Here is a 17,148-nt window from a genome sequence, read left to right as displayed (position 1 = left end):
GACAACCGCTTCGCGTTCTGCGGCCAGTATGCCAAAAACGCTGCCAGCCCCTGACAGTGCCCCAACAACCAAACGCACCACGCTGAATAAACTCCCCTACATCGAACGCGGTACACCGCAGTTTATGCGCGTGACCTTGGCGCTGTTCTCTGCCGGGCTGGCTACCTTTGCGCTGCTGTACTGTGTGCAACCGATCTTACCGGTGCTTTCGCAAGATTTTGGCATCTCCCCAGCGGAGAGCAGCCTTTCCCTCTCCTTCTCCACTGGGATGTTGGCCATCGGCCTGATGTTTACCGGCCCGCTGTCAGATGCTATCGGCCGTAAGTCGGTGATGGTGGTGGCCCTGCTGTTGGCGGCGATCTGTACGCTGATTTGTGCCTTCATGACCAGTTGGCACGGAATCTTGGTGATGCGGGCGTTGATTGGGCTTTCGCTGAGCGGGGTTGCGGCAGTCGGTATGACCTATCTGAGCGAAGAGATCCACCCGAGCTTCGTGGCCTTTTCTATGGGCCTTTATATCAGCGGCAACTCGATCGGTGGGATGAGTGGGCGTCTGGTGACCGGGGTGCTCACCGATTTCTTCTCCTGGCGGATCTCACTGGCGGTGATTGGGGTGTTCGCCCTGGCGGCGGCCTGCATGTTCTGGCGCATTCTGCCCGCCTCCAAGCACTTCCGCGCCAGTTCATTGCGGCCAAGAACGTTGCTGATTAACTTTAAGCTGCATTGGCACGATAAGGGGCTGCCGCTGCTGTTTGCCGAAGGTTTCCTGCTGATGGGCAGCTTTGTGACAATGTTCAACTACATTGGCTACCGCCTGCTGAGCGATCCTTATCATCTCAGCCAGGCAATTGTGGGCCTGTTGTCGGTGGTGTATCTCACCGGTTCTTACAGTTCCCCCAAAGCGGGTGCCCTGACCTCCAAATTTGGCCGCGGCCCGGTGCTGCTGGCGTCCATTATCATTATGCTGATCGGGATACTGATCACCGCCCTGGCCCCTGTCACTGTGATCTTTATTGGCATGATGCTGTTCACCGCCGGTTTCTTTGCCGCCCACTCGGTTGCCAGCAGTTGGATTGGCCGCCGCGCACGCCGGGCCAAAGGCCAGGCTTCTTCGCTCTATCTGTTTTGTTATTACGTGGGTTCCAGCGTTGCCGGTACGCTGGGCGGCGTGTTCTGGCATAACTTTGGCTGGGGCGGCGTAGTTGCTTTTATCAGCGTGATGCTGTTGCTGGCCCTGCTGGTTGGCCACTACCTGAAGAAATTGCCGGAAGCCGCGCGTATTTAATATCCTGCTCAGGGAAAACCAAGGGGCGCACATGTGAACTGAACCCCAAATGTTGGACAAACATCTGACATTTGGAGGTGCAGTTCTGATGAAGTATTCACTTCAGTTCAAACTTGACGCGGTCCGGCACTATCTTGCCGGACTCGGCAGTCAAAAACAGACCGCCAAGACATTTTCTATTGCCCATGTTCAACTACGCAGATGGATCGCCGCTTATCAGCACCATGGGGAACAAGGGCTGCGGGTAGGACGCAAGCCACATTACACGCCTGACTTCAGGCTCTCTGTCGTTGAATTCGCGCTTTCAAATCCACTCTCTTCAGCGACAGTCGCCGCCAAATTCGATATTCCCTGTTACCTTACTGTGGAGCGTTGGATTAAACTCTATCGGGAGAATGGGGCTGAAGCCCTCAACCTGAATAAGCGAAGTCGCCGAATGCGTCAGCATCCCAAAACCCCCCATGCCGATAAATCGCCTGATGAGTTGACACCCGAAGAGATGCGGGAGGAAATCGAGTTTTTACGCGCACAGAATGCTTACATAAAAAAGTTGAGAGCCTTGATGCAACAGAAAGAAGCCCAGACTCGTCGAAAAGGGCAAAAATAATCAGTGCATTGAGGTCAGAACACCGTTTGGATGCTTTGCTGTGGGCCGGAAAACTGCCGCGCAGTACGTATTACTATTGTTGTAAAAGCCATCAAGCACCGGATAAGTATGGTGAAACCAAGCAGCAAATAATGGCTGTTTTTAACGAGCATAAAGGCCGTTACGGCTATCGCCGGGTGACCAGTGTTCTTCGAAAAATGGGGGCTGTGCTAAATCATAAAACCGTGCAAAAACTGATGGTTGAACTGCAATTGAAATCGCCCGTTCGCCGTAAAAAGTACCGTTCGTACAAGGGACATGTCGGTAAAGTGGCCCCGAATACCTTGCAGCGCGATTTTACCGCGCAAGGGCCTAACCAAAAGTGGGTGACCGATATCACGGAGTTCCGTGTCGCGGATGAAAAGCTGTATTTATCGTCGGTACTCGACTTGTTTAACGGTGAAATCATCGCCTATGAGATGTCCCGTAAACCGGTGTTCAGCCTGGTAAAAACGATGCTGAATAAGGCGCTCAGTACGCTAAAAACGGAAGAAAAGCCGTTGCTGCACAGTGACCAAGGCTGGCACTATCAGATGGCGGCTTATCAGCATCAGTTGCAGGAAAATGGGATAGAACAGAGCATGTCTCGCAAGGGTAACTGCCTGGATAATGCGGTAATGGAAAACTTCTTTGGCCATCTGAAAGCTGAACTGTATTATTTACAACGCTTTGAGAGTGTGGAACACCTGTCTGAAGAGATAGGCATGTACATAGATTACTACAATAACCGACGTATCAAGCAGAAGCTCAAAGGCCTGAGCCCTGTGGAGTACAGAACGCAGGCCTTGATGGTTGCTTAATTTTAAACCGTCCAACTTCTTGGGGTCAGTTCAATGCAGCGCCCCTTCTGCGCTTATTATGACTGAGAAACACTACTGTCATGATTTTGCTTAATGGGTATTACCCGTGCTTTTTCCAACATTCATTTTATGGGGCTGTCGCCAGGCGCCGGGCAGCCTCTACGACAGAAGCTCTCCGTCTGGCATGCTCTTCAGTGCTGTCTGGCCCCGTTAACATACGCGCGACCTGTGGTACTGCAGACCACCATCCAGCAAGAGCCAATATCAGAAAAGCCAAGTGATCGGCGTCAAGGGCCCGGGTAACAACTCCCTGGTGCTGCCCATCGGTCACGGCCTGAACCTTATAACCATAATATTCACGTCGCAGTTCTTCGTCCGGCACCTCTCCGTCGTAAGTTAGTCCTTCCCAGCGCATAAGCCTGCTAAGCTCAGGGTTTTCGAGGTGATAGTCATAAGCACGCCCCGCGTAATCTCCAATATCTTCAACAGCAAAGGATTGTACAGGCACAGCCAGTGCCACCTTGGCTAGTTCATTGCGTAACACGGCTGCGAATAACGCCGGCTTGTCGCCAAAGTAATTGTAAACACGTTCTTTATTGACTCCTGCCTGCCTGGCGATCCGTTCGTGGGTAGTGCCATTCGGGCCAAACTGGGCAAATTCAACCATCGCTGCTTGCAGAATTTTACGTTTCGTCCCTTCAGTATCCCAGGCCATTTTTTACTCTCTTAACTATCGGTTGTGGTTGTCGCGTAATCATACTATAGTAATTTCCAACCAAAACGTTGGAGTTGTAATTTTACCTGTTAACTGGAGTATGAAATATGAAGAACACCATTCTTATCTGTGGGTATGGCCCGGGCATCTCTCACGCGGTTGCCCGCCGTTTTGGCAAGGCTGGTCATCCTGTTGCCCTGATTGCACGCAATGTTCAACGTCTTGCTAAAGCGGAAGCAGAGCTGACGGCCGAAGGTATCAAGGTTAAGGCTTTCTCGGCCGATTTGAGCGACGTTAAGGCGATACAGCATGTCGTCAAGAATGTACGTGAGATACTTGGGCCCATAGGTATCCTGCACTGGAACGTCTTTCTCGATATCGAAGGCGACCTGCTCTCCACCTCTCCTACGGAGCTGAGCAAGAGTTTCGATCTCCGGGTTGCTGGTTATATCGCTGCCGTACAGGAGAGCCAGGAAGACCTCGCAGTATCGAAAGGGACTGTACTGGTGACCAGCGGCGTCATGGCACTGGATCACCCGCAAATCAATGCATTCGCCGTCAATTATGCTGCGCTGGCCATCAGTGTTGCCGCGCAACGTAAAGCCACCCATATCCTGGCGCATACCCTCGCACCACGTGACATTCATGTCGGTGAGGTGGTCGTCAATGGTTTCGTTGAGGGAACGCCAGGCGGGATTGGAAAAAGTGATACCGTCGCACCGGCAGATATCGCTGAACAATTCTGGGAATTACACGCGGCACGTCAGGTGCACTCCGTTATGGTTGGAGGAGCCGTTCCGGTCTCGGAAACAGGATTCTATGGCTGATTACAACAACACTATAGATCTGGCGGCTGACCCCGCCAGCAAACATACCCACCAAAACCCAGCTCATAGCGCGAGTGGACGTGAAGTTACGTTACTGGTCGTGGTGGCGTTGTTGGTGCTGACCCAGCTTTATCTGGCAATCCCTCTACTCACACCTGTCGCTCAATCGTTCGGTTCGGCAACACCAGGCTCAGTCACGTTCGCGCTAGCCAGTTGTTTCAGCCTGGCCTATGCTGGAGGATTCCTGATCTGGGGGCCGTTATCCGATCAATATGGTCGTCGGCTAATCATGCTGGTCGGGCTGAGTGCGCTGTCGGTTGCCACACTCGCCTGCGTTTTTGCGCCTTCCTTGCCCTGGTTGGCGGGGCTACGGATGTTGCAGGGGCTCGCTGCATCCAGTTTCGCCCCTGTGGCACTGGCCTATCTTGCCGAAGCGGTATTGCCACGCCATCGGGCAATTGCCATCGGGGCCATGTCTACGTCTTTTCTCGTGGCGGGTATCCTAGGGCAAGTGTTCGCTGCCTGGGTGGCGCTACAATGGGGTTGGATCTGGGTATTTATAGCCACGGGAACTGGCCTGATGGCCGTGCTCCCATTCATTGTGCTACTGATCCAGGAACCCGTCCGCACCGCCGTTGATGGCCACCTGGGCCATCGTTTCATCGCACTAGGCAACATTGCCATGCGGCCCGCCATTGTGCTGCTTTCATGCGCGCATATCACACTTCTCCTGTCTTTTGTTGCGATGTATACACTGTTGGGGCCGCATTTGGCAGGGTTGAACCTGGATCCTGACCTGGTCATTGCACTTCGCCTGTCTGGATTGCCAGGTATGTTCATGGCCTTGCTGGTTGGACCGCTTGCAAACAGATTCGGGATGCCGGGAGTCGCAAGTGTGGGTTACCTGGTTGCAGCTGTCGGCCTCACCCTGGAGGCGATTTTGTCGCAGACGATAATAGGTATTGGCATCGGGAGCCTACTCTTCGTTACCGGTGTCGCTTTGGCTGTCCCGGCAATGATTAGTCGATTTGGCGATCTGGCCGCACCTGACCGCGCAGCTGGCATGGCACTGAATGGCTTTGTCTTGTTCATCGGCGCCAGTATTGGCCCGCTTATCGCGTCATGGGTACCCGGTTTCGTCCCGCTCCTTGCGGGGCTCACGGTGGCGCTTTTACTGGCCAGTATCTGCGTGATGAAAAGCGCATCACTTACCTCATTCCAGAGGAAATCATGAACGCTAAACGTTCTTCGCTCACTTCAGTCCTCGCGGTCTGGTGGAACCTCTACCGCTTTGTCCTCGTGTTCCACATAGGTATTGGGCTTACTGCTGGTTTTTCCTCGTTCGCCTTGCAGGCAGCTACTGGCGCAGTTGATCATGACTCAGCCAGCATCCCTGATACTCATCACCTCACCAGTCAGCGTTCAGTGACTCTGGATAGTAAGCCCGTCGTGCTTAGCCGCTACGAGAGGCGTGACGGACGGAATGCCTTCCTGGAGGGGGAACACTTTAGTACTGTGTTTGCCTCCGATGGAACACTCAAAGGTTTTGCTAACATCTCGCTAGAGCTGGCAGGAAAACCTTTACCATCCCGAGAACGCTCTGAGCAGATTGCAACAGAATTCCTGCGCAGGGCTGCGCCCGATTTGCTGGTCAACATGAAGGTGGCCTCTGTCGCTCCCCACAGTGAACCGGTGCGTATTACACACGCTGGCCGTAGTGAGACAGTTCAGGTCACCGGTATAAAATTCAAGGCACGTAATCTTGCTGATGGGAGTTGGTTCTGGGTCATAGTCGGCAGCGATGAGAAACCCATGTTGTTCGAGCGAGATTTGCAATGGGCAACGCTACTTGCTCGCCGTAAATCGGAACAATGGCTGCATGACCGGTGGGTAAAGGCACAGCTTGCCCAACAGAACGATAAAACAGACCGTTGGAACCTACCATGGACTCATTAACACAAATTGTTCTTGGCAGCAGCGTTGCTGCACTTGTCGTCCCTCCACGCCATCGGCGCATGGCGATACTGGCTGGAGGTATACTCGGGACTTTGCCCGATCTGGACGTGGTTTGGTTTAAACTGTTCAGCCGCGATGTTGTTACAGAAGTGACCTGGCACCGGGGGCCATCACATTCACTTTTGCTGTTAACGGTGTTGGGATTATTGCTCTGGTTAGTGCTTAAATCCCGCAGCAGCCTAGTGCAAAGATCCCCGCTGCGGTGGCTATTGGCGATCTGGCTTGCCTTGATAACGCATCCTCTACTGGACGCTTTTACCGTCTACGGTACCCAGTTGTTCTGGCCCATGAAGACCCCGCCAGTGATGTGGGCGACAATCTTCATCATTGATCCGTTGTATACCGTACCCTTGCTGGCAGGGGTTATTGCTGCCTGGCGGCTAACCTACCAACCCTCGCAGCAAACAAATGAGCTAGGCCGAGACAAGGCGGCACGCAACTGGCTGGTCGCGGGTTTGCTGGTGAGCTCGGTTTACCTGGCGTGGAGTGTCGGCGCCAAAGCACTGATCGACAGAGCGGCATCACAAAGCCTGGCGGTCCTCAACTTACAGAACGCACCTCGTTTTTCAACCCCCCTGCCGTTCAACACCCTGGCATGGCGAGTGATCGTGATGGAGCCAAAAGGTTACTGGATCGGTGACCGGTCCCTTGTTGCAGATCGAGAAGCAATGCCATTTACTTTTTACCCAAGCGACAACGTTATACTGGAGCAGTTGATATCCGAGCCAAAGTTGGAACGTCTGCGGTGGTTCACACATGGATTTTTCGCTGCCCATACGCAACAACGAAACGATGGTGAGCTTCGTCTGATCCTTGCCGATCTACGCATGGGATTAGAACCCGACTATCTTTTCCGTTATGACATTGCTGGCAAAGATGAACATGGCGTTTGGTCCGTCACCCCCGAAATTACCCAATTATCCACATCTGCTAATTTCTCCAACACGCTAAGCTGGGTGTGGCGGCGCATTTTTGACAGTAAAGCAATACCGTGATTAGGGCGCATCGATGGAGCACGGTTCATGCTGGATTAGTTTCGAGCTCCTCACCTCCGCATGCAGACAGAATTAAGCGGGGGTTATTTTCCGCTCCTAAGCGGCCCCTACACTTAGGCTGAAGTTGCCACCTTGGTTACTCTGCCCTACAATGTATGTTGTAACTAAAATGCGAGGTAATGATGGATAAGTACAGTCTGATCGGCAGAATGAATGCGCGTTTTAGCGAGCTGGAACAGGCATTGGCGCAACTCCACCAGCAAATCCAGCCGTTGCGGTTGCTGGCAGCAAGGGTGTTCAGCCTGCCAGAAATCGAGAAAGGTAAGGAGCATAGCGCCATCGAACAGATCAGCGTGGAGCAGCATGTGGGCCAGGCTGCCCGTGACCTTGCCCTGGAACACTACCAACGGCTGTTTATCCACCACAACCGCCAGCATATCAGCAGCAAGGCGGCGGTAAGATTGCCCGGTGTCATTTGCCTTGAGACCGAACGAGCCGAGTATCTGGCGCTACAACAGCAGATCGCTCTGATCAACCGGCTGAAGGCGGAGCTGGAACAGATCATTACCGTAGAGTCTGGCCTGGCCCCCGAGCAACGTTTTGAGTTTGTGCACACCCACCTGCACGGTTTGATCACTCTCAGCGCCTATCGCTCCATCACCCTGCTCACCAACCCGGACTCGGTACGTTTTGGCTGGGCCAACAAGCACATCATCAAGAAGGTGAAGCGCGACGATATCCTGGCGCAATTAGAGAAAAGCCAGAAAGCCGGGCGCGCCGTCCCGCCCTACAACCGCGAACAGTGGGCCGAGTTGGTGGGCCGTGAAATTGACGACGTCAGCCGCCTGCCGCAGAACGCCACGCTGAAAATCAAACGGCCGGTAAAGGTGCAGCCAATCGCACGCGTATGGTATCAACCGCAGCAAAAACAGGTACAGCACCCCTGCCCGCTGCCGCTGATTGCCCTGTGCCAACCAGAAATGGGCGCACAGGTACCGAAGATCGGTGAACTGCTCAATTACGACGTGACGGCGGTAAAACACAAATATAAGCCGGAGGCTAAGCCACTGCGCCTACTGGTGAAACGCCTGCATCTGTATACCGACATTGAGGGATGATTATCGGTTTACAGGGTATTTGATCGGGATAGGGGCTGACCTCACGATCAGCCTCCTCCCACACCACCGTACATACGGGTCCGTATACGGCGGTTCGGTTATGTTTATCGCCGCCTGCTTACAGTTCTGGCAGGCCCAGTTTGATGAACAGCTGGTTGGGAAGGGCTATGCTCAGCGCCGGGCTATTACTTATCCGCCACTGTTTATGGCTGCTTCCCACCGTCCGCGCCGCCAGGTCTTTCCTTACATCCCGCCGCCGCAGCTCTTTATAACGCTTGCTGCCTGTTTTCCACTGTTTCCAGAGTACACTTCGCAGCCTGCGTCTTATCCATCCGTTCAGCTCTCGCATTATCGACGGCCACTCGTTCATCCCGTAGTAACTTTTCCATCCCATCAGATACCGCTTTAATGGCTGGATTAGCTGCTCAAGACTTCTCCCTGTGTTGCGCCCCGTCAGTTCCCTTACCCGCACTTTGAACCGTTTCACTGCGTCCGGCGACACCACGCACCTGACCTTTCTGCCCCTTCTGAAGCTGTAACCCAGGAACTTACGCGTTTCCGGCTGCGCTACCGCGCTCTTCTTCGCGTTCACCTTCAGTTTCAGTTTTCGGCTCAGCCAATGTGTCAGCCCCTCCATCACACGGCGGCCTGCCCGTTCGCTTTTCACGTAGATATTGCAGTCATCTGCGTAACGCACGAACTTCAGGCCACGTTTCTCCAGTTCCTTATCGAAGTCGTCCAGTAGCACATTCGATAACAACGGCGACAGTGGGCCGCCCTGCGGCGTCCCTTCTGTCACCGGCCTTACCAGACCGGCCTCCATCACACCTGCGTTCAGGAACCGGCGGATAAGTGACAGCGCCCGTTTATCCGTTACCCGTTTCGCTATCCGGCTCATCAGCACGTCGTGATTTACCCGATCAAAGAACTTCTCCAGATCGAGATCGACTACCCAGTGATACCCAGAACCGATATAGTCCTGAGCCTGTTTCACTGCCTGATGGGCCGAGCGTCCGGGCCGGAACCCATAGCTGTTATCGCTGAACGACGCATCCCACTGCCGTTGCAGTTCCTGCATCACCGCCTGCTGGATAAAGCGATCGACTACCGTCGGGATACCCAACAGGCGTTCGCCGCCCCCGGGTTTCGGGATGCTCACTCTTCTCACAGGGGATGGGCAGTAACTGCCGGACAGCAGTTGCGCTTTCAGTTCCGGCCAGTGGCGTTTCAGGTAGTCCGGCAGATCGCTTACGCTCATGCCGTCACTTCCCGCCGCACCTTTATTGGCTTTCACTCTTTTCAGGGCTTGCTTGAGATTGACGGGTTCACAGATGGCTTCCATCAGCCATTCTGCTGACGACGGACTTTCTCTGGTCGTCGGTGCCTGTACGGTTTCAGCCCCCTGAGAGCCGACGTTCGGGGCTTCACCCCGTCTTTCTGCTTCAGGGCCGCGATGCGTTTTCTGCTGCATGACCGTTCAGAACCTCCGCTGATACTTGTCACTCATTACCGTTCGGGCCTTCGGACAGTCCTGTCCTACTATGCCCTCTGCTGACTCCTGTCCGCCGATCAGCGCACCTTACGGTGCGCTCAGTTCTGAATGCAGAACGCCGGACAGGCCTCCCGGGGTAAGCTCAGCCGCTTTCACCACACACCTGCCAGATCTACCCCCCCGACTCTTGATGGTTATGGCCTTTGCAATCAAACGCTTGCTCCGCCAGCCGGGTAGGCCTCATATCTGATTTCTGTTCGTCAGGTCATGGTTTTGCTCCACGCTTCCTTCAGACCCCGCCTCACGACGACGCCCTTGCGCTTCACTAGTCCTTCGCCACCATCAGGCTGGACAGGGGACTTTCACCCCCGAGCTGCTGAGCATGCCCGGCACACGTTGAACGGGCACAGCATGTGTGCCCTGCATGGCGAATCGAGCAGTGAAAGAATTACTCGTCGTTAAGCTTGTAAACTCGCAGATGATGGCCATCAGGATCGGCCGCAACAAAGGTGTAGCCGAAGTCGAGATCGACCGGAGATTGCACGATAGTTAACCCTTTATCCCGCCACTGTTGATAGAGTGCATCGACCTGTTGTGGTTGTTCACACATAAAGCAGATCTCTGTGCCGCCACCGGTCGTCGCTGGCGCAGGCTCTACGGTATGTTTTGACCACATGCCCAGTTTGAAACCGTTATTGAAGATAAATAAGGCAAAGGTGGGAGACTGCTCGACAGGTTCAGTGCCCAACAGTTGGCGATAAAATTCGGCGCTTTTTTCTGGGCTGTCGACATAAATCATGGTCATGCTTGGGGTAGTCATCACGTTATCCTCTGAATGGGAACCGGCTGGCTCCTGATAACGTCACTCTAGTGCACCCTACTGTCAGTTTATGGCAGCAGGATCATTGGGCAATACCCTCACTTTCACGCCACAGCTTCATCAATGCCCGGCGGCCGCGCGGGTAACGGTGCTCCAACAGCGTTAACCGGCCAATACGGTCAAGGCGGAAATGGCGTATCGAGCCACGCAATTCACACCAAGCCATCAGGATCTGTACCTGTTCAAAGTAGCCCATGGCAAACGGCCACAAGATACGCTCACTGCCATTACCGGCATAATCCCGATAGTCCACCTTGATTTTACGCTCCAAACGGATGGCTTCACGGATCGTCACCAGGGTATCATCCGCCACATAGGCAGTAGGCACCGGGCCGATCAGCAGCGTATTGGCATCCAGCTCTTCACGCAGTTCCGCAGGCAACACGGCGGCAATTTTTGCCAACGCATTGGTCGCCGCCCCGGCAAGCTGGCTGTCACCCCGGCGTTCCACCCAGCGCATACCCAGAACCAGCGCCTCGATTTCAGTTTGCGAGAACATCAGCGGCGGCAGCATAAATCCCGGCCGTAATACATAACCGATCCCCACTTCGCCAACAATATCCGCCCCCTGTTGCTGCAAGGTGGCAATATCACGGTATAAAGTGCGCATGCTGATCCCCAGCTCTTCGGCTAGGGAATGCCCGGCGACCGGGTAACGATGGCGGCGCAGGATCTGCATCAGATCGAGCAGGCGTTGAGTGCGGGACATGGGTTACTCTCGTTGCAGCAGTTGTTGAATAAAGTCGGCAAAGGCACGGGCCTTGGCCGAGATGAAGTGCCCACTGGGAAACACCGCCCACAGCGCCAACGGTGGTAACTGCCATTGCGGCAAGACGGCAACCACCTTGCCCTCACGTAATTCACTACGAAACAGCCCTTCACAGGCTACCGTCGCACCAAAGCCTGCCACCACCATTTCACGTAAGCATTCGGTAGCACTCACGCGCACCCGGCCCTGCAATCGGACCTGTTGCTGTTGTTGTTCATGGGTGAACAGCCACTCCTCAGCGCCACCAGCACGGTGATGGATCACCATATCATGCTGTAGCAACTCCCGTGGCATTTGGGGCATCCCTGCCCTAGCAAAATACGACGGTGCCCCGATGACTCGTTGTGTTGCTGAACCCAATTTGCGGGCGGTAAAGCCAGAGTCAGCTAGATCACCAATCCGCAAAGCGATATCGATCCCCTCAGCGATCAGCCCTAACTCACCTTCATCAAGCAGCAGATCCATTGCCAACTCCGGGTTGTCGTGTAGAAACCGGGTCAAGTCCGGCAATTCAATCATACGGGAAAATACCGCAGACGAAGCGACCCGCAGCCGACCGGTCAACGCCTCGGCCACGCCTGACACAGCTGATTCGGTTTCCGCGACCTCATTTAGGATGTGTTTGGCTCGTAGATAGAGCTGTTGCCCAGCTTCCGTCGGCCGTAAACCGTGAGTGGAGCGAAGCAGCAAGCGCGTATTCAGCTGTTGTTCCAACCGGACAATCGCCTTGGATACCGCCGGTTGACCAACGTTAAGCCGCCGAGCCGCAACGGAAAACGATCCCGCCTCAAACACGCTGATATAGGTAGCATAGTCGCCTAGCTTGTCCATCCTGCCATTCCCCGTTGGAATAACCATTAGTGATCACCGCACTCTACCCCCATACAACGACAATAGGCAAACTGGTTGCTGTCCATTCGCTATCTTAAGGAACAACATGAAACTTCAGGATCAGCTCGACGCGTTCAAGGCCGCTTTTGAAGCAGGCCAACTGCCCTTCAAGCTTGCGCCCTCGGATCATGAACTCTTGCGTCAGGGTATCGACGAACTTATCAGTGCAGAAATGGCCAACAACGCCTTGTCGGTCGGAGATCGTGCCCCTGAGTTTACGTTGCCGGATACCCAGGGTAACCCAGTCTCTTCCCGGCAATTGCTGGCGCAAGGACCGCTGGTCATCAGTTTTTATCGGGGAGGATGGTGCCCATACTGCAATATGGATCTCCAGGCTCTGCAGGCCGTTCTGCCTGAGTTGCGTGACCGTGCCAACCTGGTGGCCATCTCGCCACAGTTGCCGGTTAACGGCCAGCAAATGCAGCAAGCGCATGGTTTAACGTTTCCTTTGCTGACGGATAGCGGCAATAGTCTGGCAGCACAGTTTGGTTTACGTTTCGCGTTGGCGGATGATCTTGTCGAGCTGTACACCAACAGCTTGGGTATCGACCTGACCAAGCTTAACGACGAAAGTGGTTGGACATTGCCGATGCCTGCCCGCTTCGTTATCGCGCCTGGCGGTGACATCATTTATGCAGAAGTTAACCCGGATTATACCCAACGTGCGGATCCGTGGGCGTTGGTTTCATTGCTGAAAGGTTGAGCCGCGCTGCCAGGCGCTATCACCGCGCCTGGCCTTTGGCCTTATTTCCTCATGCTGCCGACCATCTCCTCTGGCCGTACCCATTCGTCAAACTGCTATAAGAAGGGATTATACACCGACTTCATGAAAAATTTGGTCATTCAGCTGCCGTCATCACATGCCACTAATTACCTAACCAGCCTGGCGACATCAATCTAATAATGCAAAACAGAACCAGCTGAAACCAAGGAGCATTTATGAGCATTGATTTGAACTTTGAAAATCTTGAGCAGCGAGCAATTCAATATAATGCCCGCGCGTCAGTAAGCGATTTTTCTGGTTGCATGACGCAATACGCCGCGCTGGCGGAACGCGCCAAGTCCTCAACGGCTGGTATTTACGATCTGCAATATGGGATGGGCATAGCGGAGCGTCTGGATATCTTTCCGGCAGCCAGGCAACCCGCCCCGCTGTTTGTCTTTATTCACGGCGGCTACTGGCATTCGCAAACCAAAGAGGATGCATGCTCGATGGCGCATTCTTTTACCCAGCACAATGTGACATTGGCTACCTTGGAATACACACTGCTGCCCGAGGCAACGCTGGCAGAAACTGTCCGCGAGGTGCGCAGCGCCATTTCCTGGCTCTATCACCATAGCGCGCAGTTTGGCATCGACCCCGAGCGGATTTTCATCGGTGGCAGCTCTGCGGGTGGCCATCTATCAGGCATGTTGATTGCCGACGATTGGCAGACATCGTATCGGGTGCCACCCCAGGTCATCAAGGGAGCGCTAGCATTAAGCGGGCTGTTTGATATACGTCCACTGTGTGATATTTATATCAACGACTGGATGCGCCAGACGCCTGAGCAGGCCAAATTACTGAGTCCCATGTTTCTGCTGCCCGAAAAACGCCATGCTCCACAGATTTTACTCAGCGTCGGAGCCAAAGAAACCACTGGGTTTAAGCATCAAACTCAAGCCTATTACGCCGCCTGTAAAGAAAAAGGATTAGACGTCCAGATAATTGAGGACCAGGAAAATAATCATTTCACGCTGGTTAATGAGTTGGCAGATACACAGAGCAACATGTTTAAACATGTGATGGCGATGATCCACCCGCAGGGCCAATGAACATCCTGTAGTCAAGTCACCTAGGTATCGGCACCTTGCCAATATTCATCCTGCGCAACCCGATCTCAGGCGCAGCTTGGCACGCCTGAGATTTTCTTGGCCTTATTTCCTCATGCTGCCGACCATCTCCTCTGGCCGTACCCATTCGTCAAACTGCTGCTCGGTCAGATAGCCCAACTTCAGCGCAGAGGCTTTCAGGGTTAATCCTTCCTTGTGGGCCTTTTTGGCGATTTCCGCCGCCTTGTCATAACCGATATGGGTATTCAAGGCGGTAACCAACATCAGCGACTCGTTAAGCAACTGGCCGATGCGTTCGCGGTTCGGTTCAATCCCCACCGCGCAGTGCTCATTGAAGCCGCTCATGCCGTCTGCCAGCAAACGAATAGATTGCAGATAGTTGTGAATAACCAGCGGACGGAATACGTTCAGCTCAAAGTTACCGGACGCGCCGCCAATGTTCACCGCCACGTCGTTGCCCATCACCTGTGCACAGAGCATGGTCATGGCTTCACACTGCGTTGGGTTGACCTTCCCCGGCATGATTGAGCTGCCTGGTTCGTTTTCAGGGATAGAAATTTCACCGATGCCGCAACGTGGGCCAGAGGCCAGCCAGCGCACATCGTTGGCGATCTTCATCAACGAGGCGGCCAAGCCCTTCAAAGCACCGTGGCCATGCACCAGCGCATCGCAGGTTGCCAGGGCTTCGAACTTGTTCGGCGCGGTGACAAAAGGCTGACCGGTCAGTTCTGCCAAAGCCTTCGCCACCCGCACCGCGTATTCGGGATGAGTATTCAGCCCAGTCCCTACAGCCGTGCCACCCAAGGCCAACTCACTGAGATGCGGGATGCTGGCTTCGATATGTTTGAGGTTATATTCCAACATCGCCGCCCAGCCGGAAATTTCCTGGCCCAGCGTCAGTGGCGTAGCATCTTGAAGATGGGTGCGACCGATTTTAACGATATCGTGGAAAGCTTCCGCCTTGGCATGCAGCGTGCGGTGCAGCGCCTTCAGCTCTGGGATCAGATGCTCGCGCACCGCGATAACCGCCGCCACATGCATTGCGGTAGGGAAAACGTCGTTGGAGCTCTGGCTTTTGTTGACGTCGTCGTTGGGGTGGACCCGCCGCGCTTCACCACGTTCGCCTCCCAGCAACTCGCTGGCACGGTTGGCCAGCACTTCGTTCATGTTCATGTTGGTCTGGGTGCCGGAACCGGTTTGCCAGATCGACAATGGGAATTCATTGGGGTGCTTATCCGCCAGCACTTCATCGGCAGCCTGGATAATCGCCTTGCCCCGCTCTGCAGGCAGCAATCCCAGATCCATATTGACGCTGGCTGCCGCCCGCTTGGTCATCGCCAACGCATGGATCAGCGCCGGAGGCATTTTTTCTGATGAGATACGGAAATGTTCCAACGAACGCTGAGTCTGCGCGCCCCATAGCTGATCGGCGGGTACTTCGATGGGGCCCATTGAGTCTTTTTCAATCCGAACGCCTGCCATCACGGTCTCCTTAGCACAATTCCTAAAAATGAAAGGGTATGCCAACGAATGACAACCCGTTGGCGAGCCACCTCAGTATAGCCAGATAATAACTATTCGCATTAACGCCCAGACTAAAGAGCATTTTTAGCCATCTTGGCTTGCATGCGCCTGCGCCACATTGTTTACTTAGCGCAATTTTCTTGAGAAAGCAGGGATACGATCATGCAAAAAATGACTAATGCCATCCAAAACTACGCCTGGGGCAGCGTTGATGCGTTAACCAAGCTGTATGGCATTGCCAACCCGACGGGCAAACCAATGGCCGAACTGTGGATGGGTGCCCACCCTAAAAGCAGCTCACAGGTCACGGATCAGGCGGGGAACCTGCGTTCTCTGCGTGAGGTGATTGATACCGACCAGCCTAAACAGCTGGGTGCCGAAGTGGCACAACGCTTTGGTGAACTGCCGTTCCTGTTTAAGGTGCTGTGTGCCGACCAGCCGCTCTCCATCCAGGTCCACCCAAGCAAGAGTGCCGCAGAGGTGGGCTTTGCCAAAGAAAATGCCGCCGGTATTCCGTTTGACGCCGCTGAGCGCAACTATAAGGATCCGAATCACAAGCCGGAGCTGGTGTTTGCCCTGACGCCGTTCCTGGCGATGAATGGCTTCCGCGAACTCGACGATATCGTTGCGCTGTTACAACCCCTTTCCGGCGCACATCACGATATCGCCGCCTTCCTGCAGCAGCCGGATACCGCCCACCTGGCGACACTGTTTGCCAGCCTGCTTGGGATGAGCGGTGAGCAAAAAACGCTGGCGCTTGGCGTGCTGAAAGCCGCCTTGAACAACCAGCAGGGTGAGCCTTGGGACACCATCCGCTTTATCGCGCGTTTCTATGCCGACGACAGCGGCCTGTTCTCTCCACTGCTGTTGAACGTGGTCAAACTGGCACCGGGTGAAGCCATGTTCCTGTATGCCGAGACCCCACATGCCTATCTGAACGGCGTCGCGCTGGAAGTGATGGCAAACTCTGATAACGTGCTGCGCGCGGGTCTGACGCCAAAATTCATCGATATTCCTGAACTGTTGGCCAACCTGCAGTTCCGCCCACAACCGGCATCTGGCCTGCTGACTCAGCCAGAGCAACGTGGCAAAGAACTGTTCTTCCCGATCCCCGTTGAGGACTTTGCCTTCTCGCTACACGATCTCGATGCCACACCGCAGCCACTGGCGCAAAACAGCGCGGCAATTGTGTTCTGCGTTGAAGGTGAAGCAACGCTGGAGAAACAGGGCCAACAGGTCATCTTGCAGCCAGGTGAATCGTGCTTTATTGCTGCCTTTGAATCCCCGGTTACCGTCACCGGGAGCGGCCGTATCGCCCGCGTTTATAATCAGTTGTCCTAATTGACGGTAAAATATA

16 protein-coding genes are annotated in these 17,148 nt (G+C 54.4%); 10 read left to right on the top strand and 6 right to left on the bottom strand.

What is annotated here, in order from left to right; all coding sequences use genetic code 11:
- The first annotated feature begins 28 nt into the window (after positions 1 to 28).
- Positions 29 to 1,285: an MFS transporter gene (locus WN53_RS20560; protein WP_174469090.1), complete on the top strand. Its 1,257-nt coding sequence runs from the start codon at positions 29 to 31 to the stop codon at positions 1,283 to 1,285.
- An 85-nt stretch (positions 1,286 to 1,370) separates the two neighbouring features.
- A protein-coding gene (locus tag WN53_RS28270) for an IS3 family transposase (RefSeq protein ID WP_099049969.1) occupies positions 1,371 to 2,731 on the top strand; the annotation gives its coding sequence in 2 pieces (ribosomal slippage) (positions 1,371 to 1,866 and positions 1,866 to 2,731; 1,362 coding nt in all).
- Between the two features lie 127 nt (positions 2,732 to 2,858).
- Here WN53_RS28270 and WN53_RS20545 read toward each other — a convergent pair.
- A complete protein-coding gene (locus WN53_RS20545) occupies positions 2,859 to 3,446 on the bottom strand; it encodes a TetR family transcriptional regulator (protein ID WP_024486800.1) in 588 nt (195 codons plus the stop codon).
- Between the two features lie 107 nt (positions 3,447 to 3,553).
- On the opposite strand from WN53_RS20545, the gene WN53_RS20540 reads away from it, so the two are divergent.
- The 5 genes from WN53_RS20540 (at position 3,554) to tus (ending at position 8,402) form a co-directional block, all read left to right on the top strand.
- Positions 3,554 to 4,273 carry an SDR family NAD(P)-dependent oxidoreductase gene (locus WN53_RS20540; protein ID WP_024486801.1) on the top strand — a complete coding sequence of 240 codons (720 nt, stop codon included), beginning with the start codon at positions 3,554 to 3,556 and terminating at the stop codon, positions 4,271 to 4,273.
- On the top strand, positions 4,266 to 5,507 hold the full coding sequence (locus WN53_RS20535) for an MFS transporter (RefSeq protein WP_024486802.1): 1,242 nt from the start codon (positions 4,266 to 4,268) through the stop codon (positions 5,505 to 5,507). The genes WN53_RS20540 and WN53_RS20535 overlap by 8 nt, the downstream gene beginning before the upstream one ends.
- Positions 5,504 to 6,229, top strand: coding sequence for a hypothetical protein (locus WN53_RS28855; RefSeq protein ID WP_024486803.1), 726 nt, complete (start codon positions 5,504 to 5,506; stop codon positions 6,227 to 6,229). Before WN53_RS20535 ends, WN53_RS28855 begins: the two co-directional genes overlap by 4 nt.
- Positions 6,217 to 7,284 carry a metal-dependent hydrolase gene (locus WN53_RS20525; RefSeq protein ID WP_024486804.1) on the top strand — a complete coding sequence of 356 codons (1,068 nt, stop codon included), beginning with the start codon at positions 6,217 to 6,219 and terminating at the stop codon, positions 7,282 to 7,284. Before WN53_RS28855 ends, WN53_RS20525 begins: the two co-directional genes overlap by 13 nt.
- 182 nt (positions 7,285 to 7,466) lie before the next feature.
- Positions 7,467 to 8,402 (top strand): DNA replication terminus site-binding protein, encoded by a 936-nt coding sequence (tus, locus tag WN53_RS20520; protein WP_046808490.1) that lies wholly within the window; start codon positions 7,467 to 7,469, stop codon positions 8,400 to 8,402.
- Between the two features lie 118 nt (positions 8,403 to 8,520).
- On the opposite strand, the gene ltrA is transcribed toward tus, so the two are convergent.
- The 4 genes from ltrA to WN53_RS20500 all read right to left on the bottom strand — a co-directional run bounded on the left by ltrA (position 8,521) and on the right by WN53_RS20500 (position 12,374).
- Positions 8,521 to 9,873 (bottom strand): group II intron reverse transcriptase/maturase, encoded by a 1,353-nt coding sequence (gene ltrA, locus WN53_RS20515; RefSeq protein WP_024487021.1) that lies wholly within the window; start codon positions 9,871 to 9,873, stop codon positions 8,521 to 8,523.
- A 469-nt stretch (positions 9,874 to 10,342) separates the two neighbouring features.
- Positions 10,343 to 10,714, bottom strand: coding sequence for a VOC family protein (locus WN53_RS20510; RefSeq protein ID WP_024487080.1), 372 nt, complete (start codon positions 10,712 to 10,714; stop codon positions 10,343 to 10,345).
- Positions 10,715 to 10,796: 82 nt separating this feature from the next.
- Positions 10,797 to 11,483: a helix-turn-helix transcriptional regulator gene (locus WN53_RS20505; protein ID WP_024487081.1), complete on the bottom strand. Its 687-nt coding sequence runs from the start codon at positions 11,481 to 11,483 to the stop codon at positions 10,797 to 10,799.
- Between the two features lie 3 nt (positions 11,484 to 11,486).
- On the bottom strand, positions 11,487 to 12,374 hold the full coding sequence (locus WN53_RS20500) for a LysR family transcriptional regulator (RefSeq protein ID WP_024487082.1): 888 nt from the start codon (positions 12,372 to 12,374) through the stop codon (positions 11,487 to 11,489).
- Between the two features lie 106 nt (positions 12,375 to 12,480).
- On the opposite strand from WN53_RS20500, the gene WN53_RS20495 reads away from it, so the two are divergent.
- Together WN53_RS20495 and WN53_RS20490 are read left to right on the top strand one after the other, a co-directional pair.
- Positions 12,481 to 13,137: a peroxiredoxin-like family protein gene (locus WN53_RS20495; protein ID WP_046808216.1), complete on the top strand. Its 657-nt coding sequence runs from the start codon at positions 12,481 to 12,483 to the stop codon at positions 13,135 to 13,137.
- A gap of 236 nt (positions 13,138 to 13,373) precedes the next feature.
- A complete protein-coding gene (locus tag WN53_RS20490; protein WP_024487060.1) occupies positions 13,374 to 14,249 on the top strand; it encodes an alpha/beta hydrolase in 876 nt (291 codons plus the stop codon).
- A gap of 102 nt (positions 14,250 to 14,351) precedes the next feature.
- Here the strand turns inward: WN53_RS20490 and fumC are convergent, their stop codons facing one another.
- A complete protein-coding gene (gene fumC, locus WN53_RS20485) occupies positions 14,352 to 15,749 on the bottom strand; it encodes a class II fumarate hydratase (protein ID WP_046808215.1) in 1,398 nt (465 codons plus the stop codon).
- A gap of 204 nt (positions 15,750 to 15,953) precedes the next feature.
- Between fumC and manA the strand changes: the two genes are divergently transcribed.
- The gene (gene manA / locus WN53_RS20480) at positions 15,954 to 17,132 is read left to right on the top strand and encodes a mannose-6-phosphate isomerase (RefSeq protein WP_024486918.1); all 1,179 of its coding nucleotides are present in this window, start codon (positions 15,954 to 15,956) and stop codon (positions 17,130 to 17,132) included.
- Positions 17,133 to 17,148 lie beyond the last annotated feature (16 nt).

Source organism: Serratia fonticola, assembly GCF_001006005.1.
GTDB lineage: Bacteria > Pseudomonadota > Gammaproteobacteria > Enterobacterales > Enterobacteriaceae > Chania > Chania fonticola.
The sequence above is the reverse complement of the archived record's forward strand: the minus strand, read 5'-3'. Positions and strand labels throughout refer to the sequence as shown.

What these genes read in the sequence shown, in the direction of transcription:
- WN53_RS20560 (WP_174469090.1), top strand. Translation starts at nt 29, where the DNA reads ATGCCAAAAACGCTGCCAGCCCCTGACAGTGCCCCAACAACCAAACGC.
- WN53_RS20545 (WP_024486800.1), bottom strand. Translation starts at nt 3,446, where the DNA reads ATGGCCTGGGATACTGAAGGGACGAAACGTAAAATTCTGCAAGCAGCG.
- WN53_RS20540 (WP_024486801.1), top strand. Translation starts at nt 3,554, where the DNA reads ATGAAGAACACCATTCTTATCTGTGGGTATGGCCCGGGCATCTCTCAC.
- WN53_RS20535 (WP_024486802.1), top strand. Translation starts at nt 4,266, where the DNA reads ATGGCTGATTACAACAACACTATAGATCTGGCGGCTGACCCCGCCAGC.
- WN53_RS28855 (WP_024486803.1), top strand. Translation starts at nt 5,504, where the DNA reads ATGAACGCTAAACGTTCTTCGCTCACTTCAGTCCTCGCGGTCTGGTGG.
- WN53_RS20525 (WP_024486804.1), top strand. Translation starts at nt 6,217, where the DNA reads ATGGACTCATTAACACAAATTGTTCTTGGCAGCAGCGTTGCTGCACTT.
- tus (WP_046808490.1), top strand. Translation starts at nt 7,467, where the DNA reads ATGGATAAGTACAGTCTGATCGGCAGAATGAATGCGCGTTTTAGCGAG.
- ltrA (WP_024487021.1), bottom strand. Translation starts at nt 9,873, where the DNA reads ATGCAGCAGAAAACGCATCGCGGCCCTGAAGCAGAAAGACGGGGTGAA.
- WN53_RS20510 (WP_024487080.1), bottom strand. Translation starts at nt 10,714, where the DNA reads ATGACTACCCCAAGCATGACCATGATTTATGTCGACAGCCCAGAAAAA.
- WN53_RS20505 (WP_024487081.1), bottom strand. Translation starts at nt 11,483, where the DNA reads ATGTCCCGCACTCAACGCCTGCTCGATCTGATGCAGATCCTGCGCCGC.
- WN53_RS20500 (WP_024487082.1), bottom strand. Translation starts at nt 12,374, where the DNA reads ATGGACAAGCTAGGCGACTATGCTACCTATATCAGCGTGTTTGAGGCG.
- WN53_RS20495 (WP_046808216.1), top strand. Translation starts at nt 12,481, where the DNA reads ATGAAACTTCAGGATCAGCTCGACGCGTTCAAGGCCGCTTTTGAAGCA.
- WN53_RS20490 (WP_024487060.1), top strand. Translation starts at nt 13,374, where the DNA reads ATGAGCATTGATTTGAACTTTGAAAATCTTGAGCAGCGAGCAATTCAA.
- fumC (WP_046808215.1), bottom strand. Translation starts at nt 15,749, where the DNA reads ATGGCAGGCGTTCGGATTGAAAAAGACTCAATGGGCCCCATCGAAGTA.
- manA (WP_024486918.1), top strand. Translation starts at nt 15,954, where the DNA reads ATGCAAAAAATGACTAATGCCATCCAAAACTACGCCTGGGGCAGCGTT.